15 protein-coding genes are annotated in these 23,806 nt (G+C 57.2%); 11 read left to right on the top strand and 4 right to left on the bottom strand.

What is annotated here, in order from left to right:
- Positions 1-6 precede the first annotated feature (6 nt).
- Positions 7-2,946, bottom strand: coding sequence for a sensor domain-containing phosphodiesterase (locus BN1129_RS03345; RefSeq protein WP_042034485.1), 2,940 nt, complete (start codon positions 2,944-2,946; stop codon positions 7-9).
- A 134-nt stretch (positions 2,947-3,080) separates the two neighbouring features.
- Between BN1129_RS03345 and BN1129_RS03340 the strand changes: the two genes are divergently transcribed.
- The 3 genes from BN1129_RS03340 to pbpC all read left to right on the top strand — a co-directional run bounded on the left by BN1129_RS03340 (position 3,081) and on the right by pbpC (position 12,205).
- Positions 3,081-4,751, top strand: coding sequence for an FAD-dependent oxidoreductase (locus tag BN1129_RS03340; protein ID WP_042034484.1), 1,671 nt, complete (start codon positions 3,081-3,083; stop codon positions 4,749-4,751).
- Between the two features lie 91 nt (positions 4,752-4,842).
- Entirely contained in the window at positions 4,843-9,795 is a 4,953-nt protein-coding gene (locus tag BN1129_RS03335) for an alpha-2-macroglobulin family protein (protein WP_157013242.1), read from the top strand.
- Positions 9,796-9,805: 10 nt separating this feature from the next.
- Positions 9,806-12,205, top strand: coding sequence for a penicillin-binding protein 1C (gene pbpC, locus BN1129_RS03330; RefSeq protein ID WP_042034483.1), 2,400 nt, complete (start codon positions 9,806-9,808; stop codon positions 12,203-12,205).
- A 114-nt stretch (positions 12,206-12,319) separates the two neighbouring features.
- On the opposite strand, the gene BN1129_RS03325 is transcribed toward pbpC, so the two are convergent.
- Complete coding sequence (locus tag BN1129_RS03325; protein ID WP_042034482.1) at positions 12,320-13,279, bottom strand: hypothetical protein; 960 nt, start codon at positions 13,277-13,279, stop codon at positions 12,320-12,322.
- Between the two features lie 178 nt (positions 13,280-13,457).
- Between BN1129_RS03325 and thiI the strand changes: the two genes are divergently transcribed.
- Complete coding sequence (gene thiI, locus BN1129_RS03320) at positions 13,458-14,906, top strand: tRNA uracil 4-sulfurtransferase ThiI (RefSeq protein ID WP_042034481.1); 1,449 nt, start codon at positions 13,458-13,460, stop codon at positions 14,904-14,906.
- 84 nt (positions 14,907-14,990) lie between these two features.
- Here the strand turns inward: thiI and BN1129_RS03315 are convergent, their stop codons facing one another.
- Positions 14,991-15,383: a hypothetical protein gene (locus BN1129_RS03315; RefSeq protein WP_042034480.1), complete on the bottom strand. Its 393-nt coding sequence runs from the start codon at positions 15,381-15,383 to the stop codon at positions 14,991-14,993.
- A gap of 104 nt (positions 15,384-15,487) precedes the next feature.
- Positions 15,488-16,120 (bottom strand): trimeric intracellular cation channel family protein, encoded by a 633-nt coding sequence (locus BN1129_RS03310; protein WP_042034478.1) that lies wholly within the window; start codon positions 16,118-16,120, stop codon positions 15,488-15,490.
- Between the two features lie 421 nt (positions 16,121-16,541).
- Between BN1129_RS03310 and BN1129_RS03305 the strand changes: the two genes are divergently transcribed.
- The 7 genes from BN1129_RS03305 (at position 16,542) to BN1129_RS03275 (ending at position 23,712) form a co-directional block, all read left to right on the top strand.
- The gene (locus BN1129_RS03305) at positions 16,542-17,462 is read left to right on the top strand and encodes a flagellin N-terminal helical domain-containing protein (RefSeq protein ID WP_042034476.1); all 921 of its coding nucleotides are present in this window, start codon (positions 16,542-16,544) and stop codon (positions 17,460-17,462) included.
- 578 nt (positions 17,463-18,040) lie between these two features.
- Entirely contained in the window at positions 18,041-18,958 is a 918-nt protein-coding gene (locus BN1129_RS03300) for a flagellin N-terminal helical domain-containing protein (RefSeq protein WP_042034475.1), read from the top strand.
- Between the two features lie 35 nt (positions 18,959-18,993).
- Positions 18,994-19,416 (top strand): flagellar protein FlaG, encoded by a 423-nt coding sequence (locus BN1129_RS03295; RefSeq protein ID WP_042034473.1) that lies wholly within the window; start codon positions 18,994-18,996, stop codon positions 19,414-19,416.
- A 25-nt stretch (positions 19,417-19,441) separates the two neighbouring features.
- Positions 19,442-20,851 (top strand): flagellar filament capping protein FliD, encoded by a 1,410-nt coding sequence (fliD, locus tag BN1129_RS03290; RefSeq protein WP_042034471.1) that lies wholly within the window; start codon positions 19,442-19,444, stop codon positions 20,849-20,851.
- Between the two features lie 25 nt (positions 20,852-20,876).
- On the top strand, positions 20,877-21,299 hold the full coding sequence (fliS, locus tag BN1129_RS03285; protein ID WP_084204555.1) for a flagellar export chaperone FliS: 423 nt from the start codon (positions 20,877-20,879) through the stop codon (positions 21,297-21,299).
- Positions 21,300-21,361: 62 nt separating this feature from the next.
- Complete coding sequence (locus tag BN1129_RS03280; RefSeq protein WP_244463008.1) at positions 21,362-21,622, top strand: hypothetical protein; 261 nt, start codon at positions 21,362-21,364, stop codon at positions 21,620-21,622.
- A complete protein-coding gene (locus BN1129_RS03275) occupies positions 21,622-23,712 on the top strand; it encodes a motility associated factor glycosyltransferase family protein (protein WP_042034467.1) in 2,091 nt (696 codons plus the stop codon). The genes BN1129_RS03280 and BN1129_RS03275 overlap by 1 nt, the downstream gene beginning before the upstream one ends.
- Positions 23,713-23,806 lie beyond the last annotated feature (94 nt).

Genomic DNA, 23,806 nt, shown 5'->3' with positions numbered 1-23,806 from the left:
ACCTGTTTAGCCCGGCAGGGGCGAACCCAGCAGGCTTTCCAGGGCCCTGACCGTGAGTGGCTTACTGGTCAGGAAGCCTTGATAATGCTGGCATCCCAGCGCTTTGAGGATGGCGAGCTGTGCCTCATCCTCCACCCCTTCGGCGGTCACGGTAAAGCGGAAAACCTTGGCCAGATCCAGGATCGCCTTGACGATAGCCTTGTCCTGTTCGCTGTGCACCAGGGTCTGAATGAAGCTTCGGTCGAGCTTCACTTCGTCCGCCGGCAGATCCCGCAGGTAGGCGAGCGACGAGTAGCCGGTACCGAAGTCATCGATGGAGAGCAAGAGACCAAGATCCTTGAGTTGCCGCATCCTGGCGATGCTCTCCAGCCGGTTCTCCAGCACCACGGATTCGGTCACCTCCAGCAGCAGACGGGAGGGGGGCACTCCTGTGTCGCGCAATATGTACTCCACCTGCTGCACAAATCCTGCCGTGTGGAACTGGCGGGCGCTGACGTTGACCGACAGGTGAGGAATGGCAAAACCGCGGTTGAGCCAGAAGCTGTACTGGGCGCAGGCGGTCTTCATCACCCAGTAGCCTATGTCCTGGATGAGGCTGGTCTCCTCGGCGATGGGGATGAAGTCTCCCGGCGGTACCATGGTGCCGTCGCTGCGCTGCCAGCGTAGCAGCGCCTCTATCCCTGACAAACTGCCGTTGTCGACCCTGTATTGCGGCTGGTAGTAAAGCTGCAGCTCATGGTTGCGCAGGGCATCGCGCAGCTGGTTGTTGAGGGCCAGCTTGCTCTTCTCTTTCTGGGCCATGGCCTCGCTGAAGAACACATAGTTACTCTGGCCGGAGCGCTTGGCCATGTGAGTGGCGGTATCGGCCTGCTGCATCAGCACCAGATGATCCTGATCTTCGTTGGAGAAGAGGCTGATCCCCACTGAGGCGCTGCAGTGCAGCTTGTGATCCTCGATATCGAACGGGGTGCGAAACAGCCCCATCAGCTCGCGGGCGAAGTGCTCGGCCAGGATCTTGGCGGTGACATAGCCCTGACCCAGGGCGGTGAACAGCAGGGCGAACTCGTCTCCTGAAATGCGGGCCAGCACCAGGTTGTCCTGAGGTAGCCCCTTGAGCCGCTCTACCACGGCTTGCAGCAGCAGATCGCCGCAGGCGTGGCCGAGGGAGTCGTTGATCGATTTGAAGTTGTCCAGATCCACCAGCAACAGGGCACCCCACTGACCACTGGGTGCCTGCAGGGTGCGCTGCATGATGTCGTTGAGGCTGCGCCTGTTGTAGAGGCCGCACAGATCGTCGTAATAGGCGAGCTGCTCTATGTGGCGGGCGGCGTCTTTCTCTTTGGTGATGTCGTAAAAGCTGCAGACGTAATGGCTGAGCTCACCGTGCTCATCCTTGACGCCGCTCACCATCAGCCGCACCGGGAACAGATGACCATCCTGGTGCAGGCAACGCTCCTCGCCCATCCAGAACTCCTGCTCATCGACCGCCCGTCTGACATCCTCTTTCAGGTGATCGCCGTAATAGGTGGGCCGCAGCTTGATGATATGCTGGCCGATCATCGCATCATCGCTAAAGCCGGTGATGCGACCAAAGGAGCGGTTGACCTTGAGGATGATCCCCTGGTGATCCATCACCAGCAGGCCGTCGTGGGTGTTGAAGGCCACTTCCGCCAGGCGCAGGGCATCGTCGGCGGCGAGCCGCTGCAGCTCGATGGCGGCCCGCTCGTGCTGACTGTTGAGGGCATCGAGCAGTGGCATAGGGTCGGCCAGCGGCTCGTCGAGCAGCAGGGTGAGCTGGCCCATGGGGACGCTACCCGGCCCGTGCAGGGGGATGCCGACATAGGCCCTGGCATTGAGGGCCAGCAGCTGGGCTGCCTGGGGGTAGCGCAGGGGCAGGTCTTCCACATAGACAGCTTGACCGTGCTGGAACAGCTCCTGGTCGGGGCCCGGATCCATCTGTATGGGTTTGAGGACGGAGAAGGTCTCCCCCTCCAGCACGCAGCGCGGAATGATCCAGAGATCCTGGCCGCGCGGCTGGTACTCACCGACCCAGCCGATGCGGGCGCCACTGGCGGTCATGGCCCAGTGCAACAGGGCGCGACAATAGGCGATGCCGGTCAGCAGGGTCAGTTCAGTCGGCAGGGTCAGCACAGGGGTGAGCAGGGGCTCGGGGTCCGGCTGCCAGTGGCCGAGTAATTGGGCGCTGTGACGCACCAGCTGCTGCATCTCCTCGCTGAGCGGGGTGGCGTTGAGGTATTCGAGGCTCAGTACGCCGATGAGTTTTTCCTGCTCCAGCAGGGCGCCGTCGAGGCGCGAGCTGATCCCCGCACTGGCCAGATAGTAGTGCTGGCTCAGCATGGGCTGGTGCGCGGCTTCGGAGAAACTCAAAGACTTGCGGGTGCGCAGGGCGCGTATGTAGCGACTGTCACCCCGGATGGCCGAGATCCCCTCGGCACCAAGGGCAAAGACAGGGGTCAGCTGCTCGCTGCCGAGCGAGCCGTTGGCCTGATAGTGCCAAAGAATGAGGCGATCGGCCCCCAGGCTCTCCTTGAGGGCCTCCAGCATGGCGGCAAACTGCTGCTGGCTGGCCATCTGGCTCAGCCGTGGCAGCTGCAACGCCAGATCGGCGATGGGCTCCTGGCGCTGGGTCTGCAGGCAGATGAGCCAGAAGGCATCCTGCTCGTGGGAGAGGGCTATGTGCCACTGCTGGCCGGCGAAGCGCAGTACCAGTTTGCCTCCCAAGCCGCTGGCAAGGGCTTGCTCTATGGGTAGACGCAGGGCATCGGGCAACTGGGCGGGCCAGGCGCTTCTCGGCTCATCCAGCCAGTAGAGCGGGGTTTGCATCACATCGGTCAGGGCGACCAGCCGTTGGCTGCGGACATCCAGACGAAAGAACAGGGGGGGCTGGCAGGCAGGGGGAAGGTGACTGAGCGCGGTAGACGACATGAACTGGTAACATCCTGTTGAACAACTGGCGGGTGGCAAGAATACTGCAAAATCGACCTAAACAAAATTTCATTGAAATCTAAATTAGTAATAGCTAATTTAGTGGCAATCTATTGTTAACCGGAGTCTTTCTGATGAAACGGATCCTGATTGTAGGCGGTGTGGCGGGGGGAGCCTCCGCGGCGGCCAGAGCCCGTCGCCTGAGCGAAACAGCCGAGATAGTGATGTTCGAGCGGGGCGAGTTTGTCAGCTTCGCCAACTGTGGCTTGCCTTATCATATCGGTGGCGACATTCAGGACCGCTCGGCCTTGCTGTTGCAGACGCCGCAAAGCTTCAAGCGCCGTTTCAACGTGGATGTGCGGGTCTTTCACGATGTGATCGACATCGACAAGGTTGGCAAGACCCTGCTGGTGCGCAACCTGCTCACCGGCGACGAGCGGCGCGAATCTTATGATCAGCTGTTGCTGAGCCCGGGAGCGGCCCCCATTCGCCCGCCTTTCCCCGGCATCGACAGCCCGGGCGTGCATACCTTGCGCAACATTGCTGACATGGACCGCATACTGGCGGCCCTGCAGCGCGATGATCCGCACCACGTCACAGTCGTGGGGGGCGGCTTCATCGGGCTGGAAATGATGGAGGCACTGCACCAGCGCAAGCGGGATGTCACCCTGCTGGAGCTCTCCGATCAGGTGATGGCACCGGTGGACAGAGAGATGGCCAACATGCTCCATGCCCGCATCCGCGAAGAGGGGATCGACCTGCGGCTGCGCACCGGCCTCGCGTCTATCGAGATCCTGGACGGGCAGCCGGAGCAAACGGTCAGCACCGGCTTGCGGCTGACCCTGAGTGACGGCACCCGGCTCGACACCGGCCTGCTGATCCTGGCCATCGGCGTCAAGCCCGAGACTCGGCTTGCAGCACAGGCGGGTCTTGAGCTGGGGCCGCGCGGCGGTATCAAGGTGGATGCCAGCATGTGCACCTCGGATCCCTTCATCTATGCGGTGGGGGATGCGGTGGAGGAGACCGACTTCGTCACCGGCGAGTCCGTGCTGATCCCGCTGGCGGGCCCCGCCAACCGGCAGGGACGCATCGCCGCCGACAACATGCTGGGCCGCAGCGAAACCTACAAGAAGACCCAGGGCACTGCCATCTGCAAGCTGTTCGATCTGGCGGTGGGCAGCACGGGTCTCAACGAGAAACGGTTGCTGCAACTGGGGCTGCCGTTCGAGAAGGTCTATGTGCATCCGGGCAGTCACGCCGGTTACTACCCGGGCGCTCACCCGGTTAGCCTCAAGCTGCTGTTTGCCCCCGATGGCAAGATCTACGGCGCTCAGGCCATCGGCAAGGACGGAGTCGACAAGCGCATCGACGTGCTGGCGGTGGCCCAGCGTGCCGGGCTGACGGTGTTTGATCTGCAGGATCTGGAGCTCACCTATGCGCCGCCATTCGGCTCGGCCAAGGATGTGATCAACATGGCGGGCTTCGTGGCGAGCAATCATCTCAAGGGAGATACCCTGCTCTGTCATACCGCCGAGGTGCAGGCCTGCCATCCCCATCAGCAGGTGCTGGATGTGCGCAATGGCCCCGAGCTCGACCAGCTGGGTCGCATTCCCGGTGCCCTGCACATCCCCCTCGATGAGCTGCGCGGTCGCCTGAATGAACTGCCCAGGGAGAAAGAGCTGCTCATCAGCTGTCAGGTGGGCTTGCGTGGCCACGTGGCCTGCCGCTTGCTCAGCCAGCACGGCTTCAAGGTGAAGAACCTCTCCGGCGGTTTCAAAACCTGGCAGATGGCGGTGATGGCGTAACGGCTTCACCGACCCGCAAAACGCCGACCATCAGGTTGGCGTTTTGCTGTCTGACCGGTGGCCATTCACGCCCGATACTTTGCAATGAGTTTTGTGTCAAGCGAGTCGAATGTCTTATCCTGTTGCCTATCGCGCTGCTGTGGCAGCGATCCAATCCGGGATGGAACTCATGCGCCCCTTTGCCCCGCGTCCTGCTTCCCAGTACCTTGCTCCCATCTGGCTTGCGCCGCGCCAGCGTCGCTGGTCTGCCTTGTTATTGACCGGTCTGCTCTTGGTCGGTTGTGGTCAGGACAAGCCCACCCCGACGGTCAATGTGCCGGCCGCGCAGCAAGCAGCTGGCGTACCCATGGCCGTGGTGCAGGCCAATGCCCGTCAATATAGAGACGCCCCGGCGCTGGCGCTGGTCTTCTCCGGCCCTCTGGTGCCCAAGGCAAACTGGCAGAGCTGGCTCGGGGTCAGTGAAGGGGGCAAGCAGGTACAGGGGGAGTGGATCCTCGCCGAAGATGGTCGCACCCTCTATTTTCCGAACGTTCAGCCCGACAAAAGCTACGAGGTGAGTCTCAAGTCGGGGTTGGGACCATCCCCCCAAAGCTGGACCCTCAAGACCCGCCCGCTGGAGGCGGGGGCCTCCTTTACCGCCAGCGGCATGGTATTGCCGCTGCGTCAGGAACTTCGCCTGCCCATCAGCGCGGTCAACGTGGATGAGGTCAATATCGATTTCTTTCGGGTCGATGCCGAGTATCTGCCCCGTTTTCTGGCCGAGTATCGCCCCGGCGCCGGCATGGGTAACTGGGAGCTTGAACAGATCACCAGCCGCGCCAAGCGGGTATTCAGCGGCCGCTACGCGCTGGAGCTCGATGCCAACCGGCGCGAGACCCGCCTTATCAATGTGAAGGAGCCGCAGCTGGCCGAGGCCGGTGTCTACTTTGCGGTGATGTCGCCCCTTGGCAACTACGACTGGCGCAAGGAGACCACATACTTTGCGGTGAGCGACATGGGACTCAGTGCCCGCCGTTACCGCGATCAGCTGGAGGTGTTCGTCAGCTCGCTGGCCACCGCCGACCCCCTCAAGGATGTGCAGCTCTCCCTGCTCGACGAGAAAGGCAACCGGCTGCAGGTGCAAACCACGGATCCGCAGGGCCATCGTCGCTTTGAGCAGGTGCAGGGTGCTCGCCTGCTACTGGCCGAACAGGGCAACCATCTGGCGGTGCTGCGCCTCGATGGGGCTGCGCTCGATCTCTCCACCTTCGATCTCGGTACCCAGCCCTGGCAGGCCCAGCAGCTTTATCTGTTCAGCGGGCGCGACCTTTATCGCCCCGGCGAGCGGCTCGACAGCGAGATCCTGCTCAAGGGGCAGGATGGCCAGCTGCTGCCGGGGATGGCGGTGGAGCTGGAGGTGAAACAGCCGGACGGTCAGCTGCTCGAACAGAAACGACTGCTACCGGACAATCTTGGCGCGGCCCACTACGGCCTGCGTCTGCCGGACGATGCGCCGCTCGGGCGCTGGACCATCAACCTCAAGACCGCCGCTGGCAGCCGCTTCGAGTGGCCTTTCCTAGTGGAGGAGTTTTTGCCGGAGCGCTTGAAACTGCAGCTTGGCAAGGGGCCGGATGGGGAATTGCTGACCCAGCAACAGGCGCTCAACCTGCCGCTGCAAGGGGACTATCTCTACGGTGCGCCAGCGAGCGCCACCAAGGCGAAGGCGGAGGTGAAAATCAGCCGCGCCACCATGCCTTTCACCCAATGGCAGGAGTTCACTCTGGGTGACGTGCTGCTGGCCGAGCAGGCCAAGGATCTCGAGGCGCGGAGTCTCACCCTCAATGCGCAGGGGCAGGGGACTTTCTTGCTGGCTGATGAACTCGATGGCGTGCGCGCCCTCGGGCCGCTGGAGGTGGCTTATCGGGTGTCGCTCTCCGAGCCCGGTGGCCGCGCCGTCAATCGCAGCCGCACCCAGTATGGCTGGCCTGCAGGCAGCCAGTGGCCGGCGCTCAAGGCCGACTTCGTGGCGGATCGGGTGGAAGGGGGCAAGCCGCTCCCCTTCCAGATCCTCAACCTCGATGAACAAGGTCAGCCGGTGGCGGGGGCGGTGAAGGTGCGCCTCATCAACGAGTACCGCGACTACTACTGGCACTACGCCGATGGCGAGGGGTGGAAGTACGAGTTCAACAGCCAGCCCTATCTGGAGCAGGAGCAGACCCTGCAGCTGGATGGCAAGGGGCCGACCCCCCTCAGTTTGCAGCTGGCGGCGGGTTGGTATCGGTTGGAGGTGGAGAACAGTCAGGGCCATCAATCGAGCCTGCGGGTAGAGATCGGCAGTTACGCCTGGGGCGGCGGTGGCGAGCAGGCGCGGCCTGACAAAATCGCCATCACCCTCGACAAGCGCGCCTATCTGGCGGGCGACAAGGCAAAAGTGACGCTCGTCGCACCGCGACCCGGCAAGGGCTTGCTGCTGGTGGAGGATGGCGATGGCCTGCGCTGGTGGCAGCGTATCGAGCTTAACGCAGCCGGTGGTGATGCCAAGGATGCCCGCGGCGAGTTCGAGATCCCGGTCAGCCCCGAGTGGCAGCGTCACGATCTGCATATCTCGGCCCAGATAGCCGCGCCAGACAGCGAATCCAAGCCGGTGAGTCAAAAGAGTGTGCAGAGCCTGCGCTCGGTCGGGCTGGTGCCGCTCACGCTGGACCGGGAAGCGCGCCGTCTGCCGCTTACCCTGAGCGCGCCTGATAAAGCGGTGCCGCTCACCCGTCTGGAGGTGACCGCCACCTCCACCCCCAACAGTCAGGGGCGGGTGGTGCTGGCGGCGGTGGATCGGGGCGTGCTCAACATCAGCGACTACCAGCCCCTCGACCCGTTCGAGATCTTCTTTGGTCGCAAGCGCTTCGCCCAAGATTTGTTCGACAACTACGGCCAGGTGATCCCGCCGCAGGATGGCAAGCTGGCCCGCCTTAACTACGGGGGCGACCGTGCGCCGCTGAAAAAAGGTGGCGCGCTGGAGAGCCGGGTCGAGGTAGCAGCGCTCTGGAGCGGCGAGGTGACTTTTGACGAGAGCGGCAAGGCGGTGATCCCGCTCGAACTACCCAACTTCAACGGCGAGCTGGCGCTGATGGCGCTGGCCTGGAATGAACAGCAAGTCGGCGAGGCTGAACGCGCCGTCAAAGTTGTGGCGCCGCTGGTGGCCGAGATCGGCTGGCCGCGCTTTGGCGCCAGAGGGGATGAGACCCGGGCGCTGGTGCAGCTGCGCAACATGAGTGGCGAGGATCAGACTCTCTCCCTGGCCTGGACCCTCAATGGCGGGCTCAAGGCAAATGGCGAGCTGCCCAGCTCGCTGTCTCTTAAAAACGGCGAGGAGCAGTGGTTGACCCTGCCGCTCACCGTGATTGGCGCGAGCGGTCTGGCGAGCCTGCAGTTGGCGGCCAGTGGCAAGGATTTTGCCATCAGCCGCGACTGGTATTTGCCGCTGCGCTCCCCCTGGCCTGCCGAGACTCGCCAGCGCTACCAGATGCTGGCCCCCGGCCAAGAGATGGCTTTTGCGCCAGCTGAGCTGGCCGGGCTGGATCGCGCCAATCTGCAGGGGCTGCTCAGCCTCTCCGGCACCCCGCCCTGGGATCCGGCAGCCCAGTGGCAGGCGCTGGCTGACTACCCCTACGCCTGTCTGGAGCAGACCTTGTCGCGTGCCTGGCCCTATCTGCTGACCACGGCGGATGAGCGGGCTGTCTGGAGCAAACCCACAGAGGGCAAGAAACCGGCGAGCGAGGCGGATGTGCAGCGCGCCCTGCTGCAACGGTTGCAGCGGTTGCAACTGCCCAGCGGCGGTTTTGGTTTGTGGGATGGTCGCTCCGACGAGGAGCAGTGGCTCACCGCCTATGCCGCCGACTACCTGCTGGCCCGCAAGGAGGCAGGCGACGCAGTGCCGGAGGCCATGCTCAATCAGGCGCTGAACCGGCTGCAGAGTTATCTCAGCGACAGCCAGTACGGCGAGCGCTGGAGCGGTGCCCCCGAGCATAGCCGGTTGGCCTATCAGGCCTACAGCGCCTATGTGCTGGCCCGGGTGGGCAAGGCGCCGCTCGCTACCTTGCGCCTTATCTGGGAGCAGCAGGCCGATCACGCCAGATCCGGCTTGCCGCTGCTCCACCTCTCGCTAGCCCTCTCGGCCATGGGGGATGAGCAGACCGCCGCCAAGGCACTCAGCCGGGCGCTAGGGACCGCGCGGGGTGACGACTATCTGGGGGATTACGGTTCCCCCCTGCGCGATGAAGCCCTTGAGCTCTCCTTGCTGCGCCAGTACAAGCTGGCTTTGGAACGCTGGCCAACGCTGAGTGCCAAGGTGGCCGATACCCTGGCTCACCGTCAGTGGCTCAGCACCCAGGAGCGGTTCGCCCTGTTGCGACTCGCCCGCTTCGATCCGGCTATCGACTGGCAGGCCAAGGTAACTTCCTCTCTTGGCAGTGAATCCCTGAGCGGTTCGGCTCCGCTGCAGCAGGGCGCCCCCGAGGCACTGGCCGCCAGCGCCGTCGCCAACGAGGGCAAGGGATCCCTCTATGTGCAGCGCACCCTGATCGGCTACCCCGAACGGGCTCCTGCCCGGTTAAGTCAGGGGATAAGCGTGACCCGCAGCTGGTTCAACAGCGAGGGTCAGCCGTTTGATCCCGCCAAGGTGAAGGTCGGTGATCTGGTGGTGGTGCGGCTCAATGTCAGCAGCAAATCGGCGGTGCCCGATGCCCTGCTGGTGGAGATGGTACCGGCGGGCTTCGAGCTGGAGAATCCGGCCCTTGGCAACAGTATCAAGCTCGAAGATCTTTCGATTGAGGGGAAACCTGCGTGGCAGAGCGAGTGGAACGACTACCTCAAGCATCAGGCGTTTCGCGACGACAGCTACACGGCAGCGCTCGAACTGAGCGAGGGGAGCAATCAGCAGCTGGTCTACCTGATGCGGGCGGTGACGCCGGGTCGCTATCAGGTGCCGCCGACCCAGGTGGAGGATATGTACCGACCCGAGCTGCGGGCTGTGGGTGAGGATATCCATGAGGTAACGATTTCTGAGTAGCTGGCGCTTTATGAGTCGCAGACGCCCTCTGGGCAACGCCCCCTCCCTCGAGCGGGTTCGCTCGCTCACTTTTTGGCAGCGTGGCTGGCTGAGCCTGGGTCGCAGTGGCCGCGCCTGTCGGCGTTGGCTGGGCCGTCTGCCGCGCTGGCTGCGCTTCTCGGTGCTGGGGGCCGTTGCCTTGTTCCTGTCGCTGCTGGCGCTGGATCGCCTCTTTCCACCTCCGCCACTCGACCCCGCCTACGCGCGGGTGGTGCTCGACATGAAGGGGAGGCCACTGCGCGCCTTTGCCGACACCAGCGGCGTGTGGCGTTACCCCGTGACGCTGGATCAGGTCTCCCCCCGCTATATCGAGGCGCTGCTGGGTTACGAGGATCGCTACTTCTGGCGCCATCCCGGGGTCAATCCGGTGGCCATGGTGCGCGGCATCGGTCAGTGGCTGCGCTACGGGCGCGCCGTCTCGGGGGGCTCGACCCTCACCATGCAGGTGGCCCGCCTGATCGAGCCCTATCAGAGGTCGATACCCGGCAAGCTGCGCCAGATGGCGCGTGCGCTGCAGCTGGAGTGGCACTACGACAAGCGCACCCTGCTCACCGTCTACCTCAACCGGGCGCCGTTTGGCGGCAACCTGGAAGGGGTGCAGGCGGCAAGTTTTGCCTATCTTGGCAAGAGCGTGGCCAAGCTGACTCACGCCGAGGCAGCGCTGTTGGCGGTGCTGCCACAGGCCCCCAGCCGCAACCGACCAGATCGCCATCCCGAGCGGGCCCGCGCCGCCCGCGACAAGGTGATGCAGCGACTGGTGGCACAGGGGGTCTGGCCCGAGCAGGCGTGGCAGGAGGGACGCATCGAGCCTGTGCTGGCTCGCGGCCATTTCACCCCGATGGAGGCGCCGCTGTTTGCTCGTCTGGCCGCCGACAGCCAGCCGGGCGTCCTGGTGCACACCACCATAGACGGCGATCTGCAGCGCTGGCTGGAGACGCGGGTGGCGAGTTATATCCGCCGCTTCCCCGAGCAGACCTCTGCTGCGCTGCTGCTGGTGGACAATAAAACCATGGCGGTGCGCGCCTATGTTGGCAGCGCCGAGTATGGCAATTTGCGCCGCCACGGTTATCTCGACATGGTGCAGGCGATCCGCTCCCCCGGCTCCACCCTCAAGCCCTTTATCTACGGTCTGGCGATGGACGAGGGGTTGGTGCACTCGGCCTCCCTGCTCTCCGACGCGCCAAGAGTGGGCTCGGATTATCGCCCCGCTAACTTTTCCGGCGCCTTTCAGGGGCCGGTGACCCTCACTCAGGCATTGCAGCAATCCCTCAACGTGCCGGCGGTACAGGTGCTGGAGGCGCTTGGGGCCGACAAACTGGTCAGCCGCCTCGACAACGCCGGGGTGCGGCTGGCGCTCTCCGACAAACCCAATCCGGCCATTGCATTGGGGGCGGCAGGCATTCGGCTCGAGCAGTTGGTGGCGCTCTACAGCGCGCTGACCCGTGAGGGGCAGGTGGCTATGCCGGTCTGGCTGGCGGGGCAGCAGGCGGTGCCCCGCCCCTTGCTGAGCCCGGGGGCGGCCTGGATCATCTGGCAAATATTGAGCGCCCAGGGACGGGCGGATCAGCCCTTTACCAGCGAGGCGACCGGTCGGGTCAACCGACTGGCCTGGAAGACCGGCACCAGCTACGGCTATCGCGACAGTTGGGCGATGGGGGTCTCCGGTCGCTGGACCATCGGCGTCTGGCTGGGGCGCCCCGATGGCACCCCCTTGCCCGGCTTTTACGGCCAGAGTGCGGCGGTGCCGCTGCTGCTCTCGGTCTACTCGCGGCTGGCTGACAACAGCCCCCTGCCTGTGCAGCCCAACACGGTGAGCGAGGCCGAAATCTGCTGGCCGCTGGGGCGCAAGGCGAGCGCGACCCTGCCGCAGACTTGTTTGCAGCGCCAGAGCGCCTGGTTGCTGGAAGGGCGCGATCCCCCCACCTTGCCCGACCCCATGGATTGGCCCTCGCCGCTGCGCCAAGTTGCACTGACCGCCGAGGGCAAGCCGACCTTGGCCCGCTGCCCCGATGCGGCGCAGTCGGGCTTCCGGGCACTCTGGCCATTGTCGCTGGAGCCGTGGCGGTCACCCGGCGAGCGACGGCAGGCGCTGCTGGCAAGTGGTTGTGCAGGGGAAGTGCAGAGCGCCGAGCTGCAAGCCCCCATTCGCATCGTCGCGCTGGGGGAGGGCAACCTTATCCGCAGCCAGCGCTATCGCCTGCAACCTAAGGTGCTGGGTGGCGTCGGCAAGCCGTTCTGGTTTCTCAATGGCCAGCGGCTGCGCTGGGACGGGGATCAGGTATTGAGCGAGGCGGGGCGCTACCAGCTGGTGGTGGTGGATGAGGCGGGCAACAGCGATAGAGTCGAATTTCGGCTGGAAAACCCCTCCTGAGAGGGCGACTGGTTCGCGCTGGCCGAGCGCCATAATATTGCCGGCGCCTCATGCCGCCAAGACGGGATCAGGCTTTGAGCTGATCCCGTTGGGCCATATCGGCTGCCGGTTGGCTCAGGATTTGACTTGCCCCAACCGGGTGAAGAAGTGCTGGCTCTTGCGCTGGTGGAAATGACTCTTCTTGATGGGATGGAAGATCAGGCGGCTCTTTGGGTGGCTCGTCTTGAGCTGATGGATCATCGCCATGGCAGGCAGGCCTGTGCTGACCAGGGTGGTGAGCGGCAGGCTGTGGGTCTCTGGTCCCAGCAGCTGATTGAGCCCCTGTTGTGCTTGTTCGAAACGGGTCAGAGCCGTCGGGTCAGCATAGCCACTGCCGAGCATGGTGAGCATGGCATCGAAGGCTTGATGGAACTCAGCCAGTTGCTGGCGAAAACCGCTGCGAGCACGCAGGGCAATCAGCTCGGCAAACGGGATGTCGCTTAGGTGAGTGGGCACTTGCAATGGTATCTCGAGGTGGAAACAATCCTGACCGCCCCGGTTGTGGTAGCGAGACTCCAGCAGGTGGAGCAGGCGGTCGAGATAGTCGTGATCCGTGATGAGCGCACCCTCATTGGCGAGTGCCCACTCACGGGCGAGGCGCATGGAGAGCAGATTGGCAAAGCGCCGCGCCATCTTGACCCCTCCCTCATCCGACGTGGCAAAGCCGTGGGCGAGGCAAAAGCTGTGTAGCCGCTCAAGACCGGCCTGAGCGGGGCAGAAGCAGTCGTGGTTGGTAGGTTGGCGCCAGCGAGTGATCAGCGCCTTGTTGCCAAACACCTTGTGGCGGACAAAATCGGGGGCGACAAGGCCGCTGATCTGGCTCTCCAGTTGCGGGGTGATGTCTGCAAAGAAGCTTGGCTCAGGCCGCTTTGCCAGCAGATCGGTCTGCTCTTCCAGGGTATGGAGCAGGACGGTGAGGCTGCTCTGTTCACTGACGGTAAAGACGAAGGCGAGTCGCTCCAGATAGAGCAGGGCAAATTTGAGCCAGAGCTCGTCGCGAACCTCCATGCCGGGGTAGTAGATAAAGGTCTTCATCGAATCTGTCTGTTGTCAGGGGGGTGGCCAGGGCGCAGGTTTGGGAATATACGCAAGATTGCCGCCGCGTCGCAAACGTTGCATGAGGGAATGTGAGTAAACGTGCATCCAGTAGGCGCTGGCTACAAAGTTCTGATATAATTCGCGCCCTTAAATCAAGGCCACCCGAGTCAAAACCATGAAGTTCATTATCAAACTGTTCCCGGAAATCACCATCAAGAGCAAGTCAGTTCGCCAGCGCTTCACCAAAATGTTGCAGGGCAACATTCGCAACGTGTTGCGCCGCTTCGACGAAGACGCCCGCGTACGGATGGATTGGGACAAGCTGGTAGTGAGCTCTCGCAACGATCAGTTCCACGCCCAGTATCTGGAGACGCTCAGCTGTATTCCTGGCATCCAGTACTTCCTCGAAGTGAAACTGAGCAACTTCACCGACCTGCACGATATCTTCGAGCAGACCCGTGCCGTCTGGGGCGATCGCCTGAAAGGCAAGACCTTCTGCGTGCGTGCCCGCCGTGTCGGCAAGCACGACTTCAGCTCGCTGGAGCTGGAGCGTTATGTAGGGGGGGGCCTTAACCAGCATTGCGAAACCGCCGGTGTGCGCCTGAAAAAACCTGACATCCAGGTCAACCTGGAAGTGGAAAATGACGAGCTCTACATCATCAGCGCCGTCCACCACGGCATGGGGGGCTTCCCCATGGCGACCCAGGAAGATGTGCTGAGCCTGCTCTCTGGTGGCTTCGACTCGGGTGTCGCCTCCTACCAGTTCATTAAGCGCGGTTGCCGGGTGCACTACTGCTTCTTCAACCTTGGCGGCGCCGCCCACGAGATCGGTGTCAAGCAGGTGGCCTATTACCTGTGGAACAAGTTTGGCGCTTCCCACAAGGTGCGCTTCACCGCCATCGACTTTGAACCCGTGGTCGCCGAGATTCTGGAGAAGGTGGATAACGGTCAGATGGGGGTGGTGCTCAAGCGGATGATGATGCGCGCCGCCGGTCATGTGGCCGACTACTTCCAGATCCCGGCACTGGTGACAGGCGAGTGCGTGGGTCAGGTGTCCAGCCAGACTCTGACCAACCTGAACGTCATCGATCGGGTGACCGACAAGGTGATCCTGCGCCCGCTCATCACCTGGGACAAGCCGGACATCATCAGTGAAGCCCGCCGCATCGGCACTCTGGAGTTTGCCGAGACCATGCCGGAGTATTGCGGCGTCATCTCCAAGAAGCCAACCATCAAGGCTGTGCTGTCCAACATCGAGGCGGAAGAGGCCAACTTCGACTTCGCCATCCTGGACAAGGTGGTGTCCGAGGCCCGTTACCTCGATATCCGCCGCATCGGTGAAGAGACCGCCGCTGAAGTGCAAGAGGTCGAAACGACTCAAGTGCTGGGCGCTGATGAGGTGATCCTGGATATCCGCTCCAGTGATGAGCGAGACGAGAAGCCGCTGGTGGTGGAAGGACGTGAGGTGCTGCACCTTCCTTTCTTCAAGCTGGCCACCGCCTTTGGTGATCTGCCCAGGGAGAAGACCTATCTGCTCTACTGCGATCGCGGCGTGATGAGCAAGCTGCAGGCGCTCTATCTGAAAGAGAAGGGCTTTGACAACGTCAAGGTGTACCGCCCGTAACGGCACACGTTTCCCATAAAAAAATCCGGCCAATGTGCCGGATTTTTTATGTCACTCTGATGGGGTCCTGACGTCGCACGCGGCTCAGGGGCAGGGGACGGGTGTAAAGGTCGATTGCCCCTGACAGCGCCAGCCCATTTCGGCTTGCCGCATCTGCCACAGGTTGTTGCTGCGAAACAGGGTCAGGATGTAGATCATGTCGCTTTTGTTGCCATCGAGGGCCACCGAGAGCACCAGATCGTTGTCCAGTTGTTGTGCCTGGATACGACTGGGTATGTCGCTGTGGCCGACAAAACGCAGTGCCACTTCACGATAATCGTTGACCCAGGTTTGCTGGGCAGTGTTTGCCTGGCGGATCTGCAGGTTAAACTGCTGTACCGGGGTAGAAGCCAGTCGTCCGAACAGTATCTGTGCATCGGCTTGCGCCGTTGCCACATTCATCAGTAACAGGGAAGTGATGAGCCCAAGTTTTTGCATGAGGGATTCCGGCTTACAACGACTGGATCGTATGACAACAGAAAAGCTTGCTTGGTTCAACGTAACTCGGCCGGGAGTGCGACATAGCGCCCCCGGCCTGGATATCAATGGCGTTGCAACGAGAAGGTGGGCAGTGACAGGTGCCAGTAGATGGCGGCAACCCGTAAACCAAACACGGCCGTCATGCAGATGAGCATGGCGGTGACCCTGTCCATATTGACCTCAAGCGCCAGGGTATAGAGGATGCCTCCCAGGATGCAGGCTGTGGCATAGATCTCTTTTTGCAGCACCATGGGTACTTCCCGGGCCAAGACATCCCGGATCATGCCACCGGCCACCCCTGTCATGGTTCCCATGATCACGGCAATCAGGCCGGGGGAACCAAAGTTGAGGGCCTTCTGGGTGCCGATCACGGTGAAGAGGGCCAGCCCGAAGGCGTCTGCCACCGGCAGCACATACCAGGGCATGCGACGGGGCAGCTTGACCATCCACATCCCGATCAGCGCTGTGGCGATGACGATCCAGATATAGAGGGGGTCGCGCACCCAGAACACAGGGGTGGCCCCCAGGATCATGTCACGTATGGTGCCGCCGCCGATGGCGGTGACGGCTGCCAGTACCATGACGCCGAAGCCATCCATCCTGAGCCGCCCCGCAACCAGCACGCCCGAAAACGCGAATACCGCAGTACCAAACATGTCGCTGATGTAAACAATCTGCTCAACCAGTGTCTGCATGGAGAACAACTCACGTCCAATTGTTGATGGGGCCGCGATTTTAGGGGCTGGGCCAGCATCTGACCAATGGCGGCCTGCAAAAGTGGGAGCCAGACCCAGTTTTTGCAGGCGGGATACGGGGTGAGCAGAGGGGAAGTGGCTGCTGGCTTGAGGCGGGAGCCGAAGCTGACAAGGGGCCGGACGTCTCATGACCCTCTGTCTATGCCTGCATCCCGCTGATAAGGGGGACTTTTTGAATTTTTTTGCTTAAGTCCTGCGAGAGTGTGCCGATAAATAGGGTAAGCGGCGTTAATGCGATGAAGCGTTAAAAATAATGCTAAAGACATCGAAAAAGAGGCCGTTAAATAAGACGCATCGGACATGAAAGACAATAAAGTTCGAGCAAATTAGATAGCAAATTTAATAGCTTAGGAGAATAGTTATGGCCATGTATATCAACACCAACGTTTCATCGCTCAACGCTCAGCGTAATATGACGAACTCGACCAAATCATTGGATACTTCTTATACCCGTTTGGCATCTGGTCTGCGCATCAACAGCGCAAAAGATGATGCCGCCGGTCTGCAAATATCCAACCGTCTGACCTCTCAGATAAACGGGTTGGATCAGGGTAACCGTAATGCCAACGATGGTATCTCTCTCGCGCAAACTGCCGAAGGGGCCATGGATGAAGTGACCGGTATGCTGCAGCGGATGCGCACCTTGGCTCAACAATCTGCCAACGGTTCCAACTCAGCAAAAGATCGTGAAGCCCTGCAAAAAGAGGTGGATCAGCTGGGTGCAGAGATAAATCGTATCTCTACTTCTACCACTTTTGCGGGTACCAAATTGTTGGATGGATCTTTTGGTGGCACCTTCCAAGTAGGCGCTGATGCCAACCAGACCATCAGTTTTAGCCTGTCTCAGGCCGCAGGTTTCAGTATTTCTGGCATTGCCAAGGCTGCGGGAACCACGATTGCTGTCATCAGCGGTGCGGCGGGCAGTGTAACTACCAATGTTGGCGTATCAATAATTTTTGGTGGTGGCGGCGTTGGTGGTATCGATATCAGTAGCCAGAGTGAGGCACAAAAGGTGTTGGCAGCAGCAGATGCCATGCTGGAGGTAGTAGATGGCAAGCGTGCCGAACTCGGTGCGGTGCAGAACCGCTTGGATTCAACCATTCGTAACCAGGCCAATATCTCGGAGAACGTATCAGCTGCTCGCTCCCGCATTCGCGATGCGGACTTTGCCACCGAGACCGCCAATATGACCAAACAAAATATTCTGCAGCAGGCTGCATCTAGCGTTCTGTCACAAGCCAACCAGCGTCCGCAGGCTGCACTCCAACTGTTGCAGGGCTAACAAAAGAAAACAGGGCGGTTGTTCAGGCCGCCCTGGTCAAGAGATGGAACAAAGGGGTGTTCGGGTTAGCACTCTGTTCTATCGGGAGAGAATAAATTCTCTATTAGTAGTGCCAAGTGTTGTCCAGCTGTTCAGTTCTGTCACGCTTGGTCGTATTCTCCTGAGCATATGCTCATTTTAGGCCGGATTTTCCGGCCTCTTTTTATTGTGCCGTCAAATTGACGCCACTCCATCCTACTAAGCACAAACCGTGCCAAAACCACCTTCTCCTATGTGCTAGTCGTCATGGTGACTGACGTCACATGGCGAGTCTTCTGATACCTGTGATTTGCCGCTGGCCGGATAAAACTTGCCGCCTTCGGCAATTATTTTCCTAAAGCTTGTGTTCATGCGGCCGTTACATAAAGTGAAGCAATCGAGGGGTGTTCGGAATCCAACGTTTGCACTACTGCGGGTGGCCTGTTCGTTCAAACAGACACCCGCCAGAAGACACAGGATTGTTCAACCTGTTCTTCTAACGGTGGGACGTCGCTTTGGCGGCGCAACCCGCAGTCGCATGTTCTTCGGGAGATTTTATTATGGCCATGTTTATCAACACCAATACTTCATCACTGAACGCCCAGCGTAACCTGATGAATACCAGTAAATCCTTGGATACCTCATATACTCGCCTGGCATCTGGCCTACGCATCAACAGTGCCAAGGACGATGCGGCAGGTCTGCAAATTTCAAACCGCTTAACCTCACAGATCAACGGTCTGGATCAGGGTAACCGTAATGCCAACGATGGTATCTCGTTGGCGCAAACAGCGGAAGGGGCCATGGATGAGGTAACCGGCATGCTGCAGCGGATGCGCACCCTGGCCCAGCAATCTGCCAACGGTTCCAACTCTGCCAAAGATCGTGAAGCGCTACAAAAAGAGGTAGATCAGCTCGGGTCTGAGATTAACCGGATCTCGAAGGATACCACCTTTGCGGGCACCAAACTGTTGGATGGGTCTTTTAAGGGGAGTTTCCAAGTTGGTGCTGATGCCAACCAAACTATCGGCTTTAGCTTGAATCAGTCTGCGGGGTTCAGCATTTCTGGCATTGCCAAGGCTGCGGGAACCACGATTGCTGTCATCAGCGGTGCTGCGGGCAGTGTAACGACGAATGTTAGCATTATCACTATTTTTGGTGGTGGCGGCGCTGGTGCTATCGATATTACTAGCCAGAGTGAGGCACAAAAGGTGTTGGCCGCAGCAGATGCCATGCTGGGGGTAGTCGATGGCAAGCGTGCCGAGCTGGGTGCGGTACAGAACCGGTTGGATTCGACCATTCGCAACCAGGCCAATATTTCGGAGAACGTATCAGCAGCCCGCTCCCGTATTCGTGATGCGGACTTTGCCACCGAGACTGCCAATATGACCAAGCAGAACATTCTGCAGCAAGCGGCCTCAAGCGTGTTGGCCCAAGCTAACCAGCGTCCTCAGTCTGCCTTGTCTCTGCTCGGCTAATGATGGACAGTGCTGATTGAAATGGGAGAAATAAGATGACAACTGAACTCGGTAATGTGTCATCTGCCAATGGCGCTTCCTTACAGCTAAGTGATAAGAGCGGCCAAGTGGCCGCTCAACTGCTTTCTGGTTTAGTGGAAGAACCTGGCGTTGCACTGCGGAAAAATCAGGATACGGCAAAAACTGATCGTCAGCCGGTACAAAGCCAAGCAGAGATTGAAAAACAGGTACAGAATTTGCAAGAATTTAGCGTGCAACAAGGTTGGACGGTTAATTTCAGCATGGAGCAAGACTTGGGGCAGGTGGTGATCAAGGTGGTTGACTCGGACACCCGATCCGTTATACGGCAAATTCCGAGTGAAGAGCTGCTCGAAATTCACAAGCGGATCCAGGCCTTGCGTCAGGGAGATGCGGGTGCTAATCCGAAACTTGGCCTGTTGCTAGATAGTGAAATTTAAATCGAACAAATGAGGAGACGATAACATGGCAATTACCTCTGCTGGCGCGGGTTCTGGGCTTGATCTCGAGAGTGTGATTGCGGCCAGTGTGGCGGCTAAAAAAGCACAGTTACAACAACCGATCATCAAAAAACAAAACAGTACCCAGATCGCGATCTCTGGTATTGGTCAGCTAAAATCATCCCTCACCACCTTCACTGATATTCTCGATACATTGAGCAAACCTGGCGCTTTCAACAAACGTGCTATCAATATCACCCAAGATAAAGATAACCCGGTGATGAAAGTAGAGAGTAAAAGTGGTGGCTCAAATGGCCAGTATAATGTCACCGTAAAAAAATTAGCGACCACCAGTCGCCAAGAAGGTCTCTTTGATAGCTCAACGACTTCACTTATTACCCAAGATGGTCAACTGACGTTCAAAGCTGGTGATAAAGAGTTCAAAGTTGATGTTAAGGCTGGCGATACCCTGCAAGATATTCGCAAGAGTATTAACAGCAACAGTGATAACTTTGGGTTAAGTGCCAATATTGTTAACACCGCAGATGGTAAAGCAAAATTAATTATTGATTCAGGTGTCTCTGGGGATGGTAAGGGTCTTACTATCACCGGCAATACATCAGAGCTTGGAATGTTTTCGATTGGAGAGCCTGGTAGTGTCATGAGTCAGACACAGGCCGCGAGCAGTGCTGAAATTCTGATTGATGGTAATGAGCTTAAAAGTGATACCAATGTTTTTGATGATTCGATACAGGATCTCAAACTTACTGTGCTACGCGTATCGGATGAAGATAGTAGCGGTGGTTTCAAATCTAACAAAGTAGATATATCCACCGATAAGTCTTCAATTGAAGATATGGTGAAACAATTTATCGATGGCTATAACGCACTTCAGGACAAGATGGATGCGCTGGGCAAGCGAAACAGTATTGTCGGTGGAGTCAGACAAGATGATGGTGGTGCTCTTGCAGGTGATGCAAGTACACGGACAATCAGTAGCTTTATGGCTAATACCATCACTGGAAACGCAGGTTCGAGTACAACATATTCAAGTATTTTCGAAATTGGTATCAAAATGGATAATAAGGGCAAGTTATCTCTAGATAAAGAGAAATTTGGCCAAGCAGTGGATAAAAATTTCGATCAGGTAGTAGCCTTATTTGGTGGTGATGATGGTCTTGCTGGTACTTTGAATAAAGGGCTCAAGGAGTATACCAAGTCAGGTGGTATGTTGGCTGAACGCACAGATACGCTTAATGCGGACTTACGCAGTTTGAATCAAAAGCAGGCAACATCAAATGCTCAACTGGCTAAGTATGAAGCAGCATTGCGTGCACAATATGGTAGTCTGGATGTGTTGCTAGCTAAAATGAATAACTCCGCATTAGCGTTGAAGTCATTACAGATTAACAATAACAATAACAATAACAGATGATGATTATTATTAGAGGGAGCATATGATGTACCAACGTAATCTAAAAGCATATAAAGCAACCAGTATTGCGGCTGATCTTGCTGTTGCAGATCCACATCGTGTTATTCAACTCATGATGCAAGGCTTTTTAGAACGGTTGGCTCAATCTAAAGGCGCGATAGAGCGTGGTGACATGGAAGCAAAGTCTATTGCGGTTTCTAAAGCTCAGGGCCTATTACATGGATTGCAGGATGCGTTAGATATGAGTCAGGGTGCGATTTCTGAAGATTTATACAAACTCTATGCATATATGGATGAGCGCATTTGGGATGCCAGTCTGGCACGGGATGTCGCGCCCCTCGATGAGGTTATGGCACTGATGGTGACGATCAAGTCTGCTTGGGATCAATTGCCGGAAGCCGAAAAGCAGCAGGGCTATCAGATGCGAAAAAAGTTGGGTGAGCTGTGAGAGTCACTCTTGCCTTCCTCGATGAGGCATTACGGAATAATCTCTACTTGATAGAGGATCTATTGCAACAGCATCAATATGATGAGGCTTTGCCGTGCATGGATCAACGATTGGCCTTGATAGATCAGTTGGCGCAACTGGCCAAAGAGTGCCCAATGCAACAGCAGGCAGTTGCGGAATTGGCCGCTGCACTGTCCATTCAAGAAGAAAGGCTGAAAGCTTTAACTGTCAGCTATCATCAAATTGTTTTTAATAAGCTGGTTCAAGTCGGGAAAGGTAACAAGGCTGGACAGGCCTATAACCTGAATAGTAAGGAGTTCTGATGTCGGTCAATATTGATACTGTGCTGGTAAAAGCCGAGCAGGAAATGCGGAGACTTCAACAACAAGCAGAGCAAGAAGCTGCCATGATGGTCGCATTGCCGCTTCGTTTTACACAGAACATAGAGGCCTTTCGGAAATATATTCCTCACATCGCTGATATGTATGAGGTTTATTCTCCTACACGTCCATTCAGTTTTTTTTGTAATGAAAACGGTCAACCAAATCTTAAATGGCTTGACGATGACGTTGCCATTTATGGGGCTGAACCCTATCTCAGCTGTGAGACACTCGTGAATGAATTCATGGATAAGGGGGCATTGTCAAAATTTTCCTTCCGCCAGGAAGCGAACCCAATGGGCTCCATCCATGTTGAACACCTCAACAATCTTAATATTTATAAGGATGAAATATCATCACAAGCAGAACACCTCGTTAAAGTACCAGATCAAGTTCCCTGTGCATTGATCTTTGGGGTTGGTTTGGGTTATCACCTTGGTTATCTTTATGAGCGTTGCAAAGTTAGCTCGTTGTTCTTGTTTGAGCCAGACCTGGATTTATTCTACGCTTCATTGTTCTGCTTCGACTGGGCCCCACTGCTAGCCTATTTGTATCAGGAAAATCTGGGATTGCATATTCTGTTAGGACAGGATGAACAGAGTATAGTCAGGGATTTTTCATCGGCGGTTAGTTGTCGAGGTGCATTCTTGGTTGCAAATGCTTTTATTATGTGGGGGTATCAAAATGATATGATAAAAAATCTTATGAAAACGGTACAGCAGCAATATTATCTATTAGTGATGGGATGGGGCTTTTTTGATGATAGCCTGATCGCACTTTCTCATACTATGCGCAATATTGAACGTGGCGTACCATTTTTTAAGAAAAATAAAAAAATTGCGCAGGATTATCAAAGAGTTCCGGTGTTTATTATTGGTAGTGGCCCATCACTCGATGAGTCATTAGCTACTATTAAAAATAATAAAGACCGTGCCATTTTGATATCTTGTGGCAGTGCTATATCAGCTTTACATAAGCATGGGATCAAGCCAGATATAGAAGTTCAAATTGAACGCACCAAAGCAATTTATGATTTTATGGTTAATCTGGATGACCCTGAATACTTACAAGATATTTTGTTTTTGAGCACTGATGTCGTCCATCCAGACTGTTCAACCCTGTTCAAGAAAACGGTTCTTGCGTTTAAGAGCAATGAACCAGGGGTGATGATGTGCCAAACATATTTTTCTGCCGCCAAAGATTTTGCCGCTTGGCAGGCGGTTAATCCCTTTGTTGGCAATATAGGGGTTCATGCGCCTATCCAGCTTGGATTTAAAAATCTATATCTGTTTGGTTTGGATAACGGCTATAAGGATAAAAATCACCATCACGCTAAGTCTAGTGCATATTATAATAATGAAAAAAATGCTAAAATATTGACTGAGTTGGTGTGTAGCGACCATGAACGGCAATGTGAGGCTAATTTTGGTGGTGTCGTTATAAGTAATGCGATGTATGATACCTCGAGGCATATCATTGAAGATGTATTGGCCATAAATAAAGATGTACATTGTGCCAACTGTAGTGATGGTGCCAAAATATCGGGGGCTAGACCTGTTCCCGCCCATGACATCGTACTATGTCAGCCTATTGATAAGGCAGCTATTCTGCATGAAATAACCAATCACCTCTGTGCCCCTTTGGGACTGCCAATGCAGGATTTTAAATCATTACTGGATGTTGATTTCTTCAATTATGTTGTCGATAAGATAATAGGTGAATGGCAACATGATTTTTCATCTAGAAATGAGATAAATCAATTGATGCTAAGGCACTTCGGTTATCTTTCTCAGATATCTACAACCAAGAATAAGATAATCGCACAAATGTTGAACGGCTCGATGAATCATATGTTCGCCATGTTGAGTTCTATTCTTTACTTGTTTAAAGAGGAAGAAAAAGCATTAGCCATGATGAAACCTGCAATCGACCTCTGGTTAGGTTTTCTGAAAAAAGCAAAAGATATGTATCCCAAGGCACTTGATAGTGTAGATATGGTTGATAATGAAATAGTTAATTTATATAAAAAGTAAATATATAGTGGCAGGATGAGCTCATAATCTTTTTTTTAAATTTTAAAAATGAGTATGAAATATCATCACTGCCACTTTGATTAAAAATCAGGTG

Origin of the sequence: Aeromonas popoffii (genome assembly GCF_000820025.1) — a bacterium.
Classification (GTDB): Bacteria; Pseudomonadota; Gammaproteobacteria; order Enterobacterales; family Aeromonadaceae; genus Aeromonas; species Aeromonas popoffii.
Note: the sequence above shows the minus strand (reverse complement) of the source record. Positions and strands in the feature narration are given on the sequence as shown.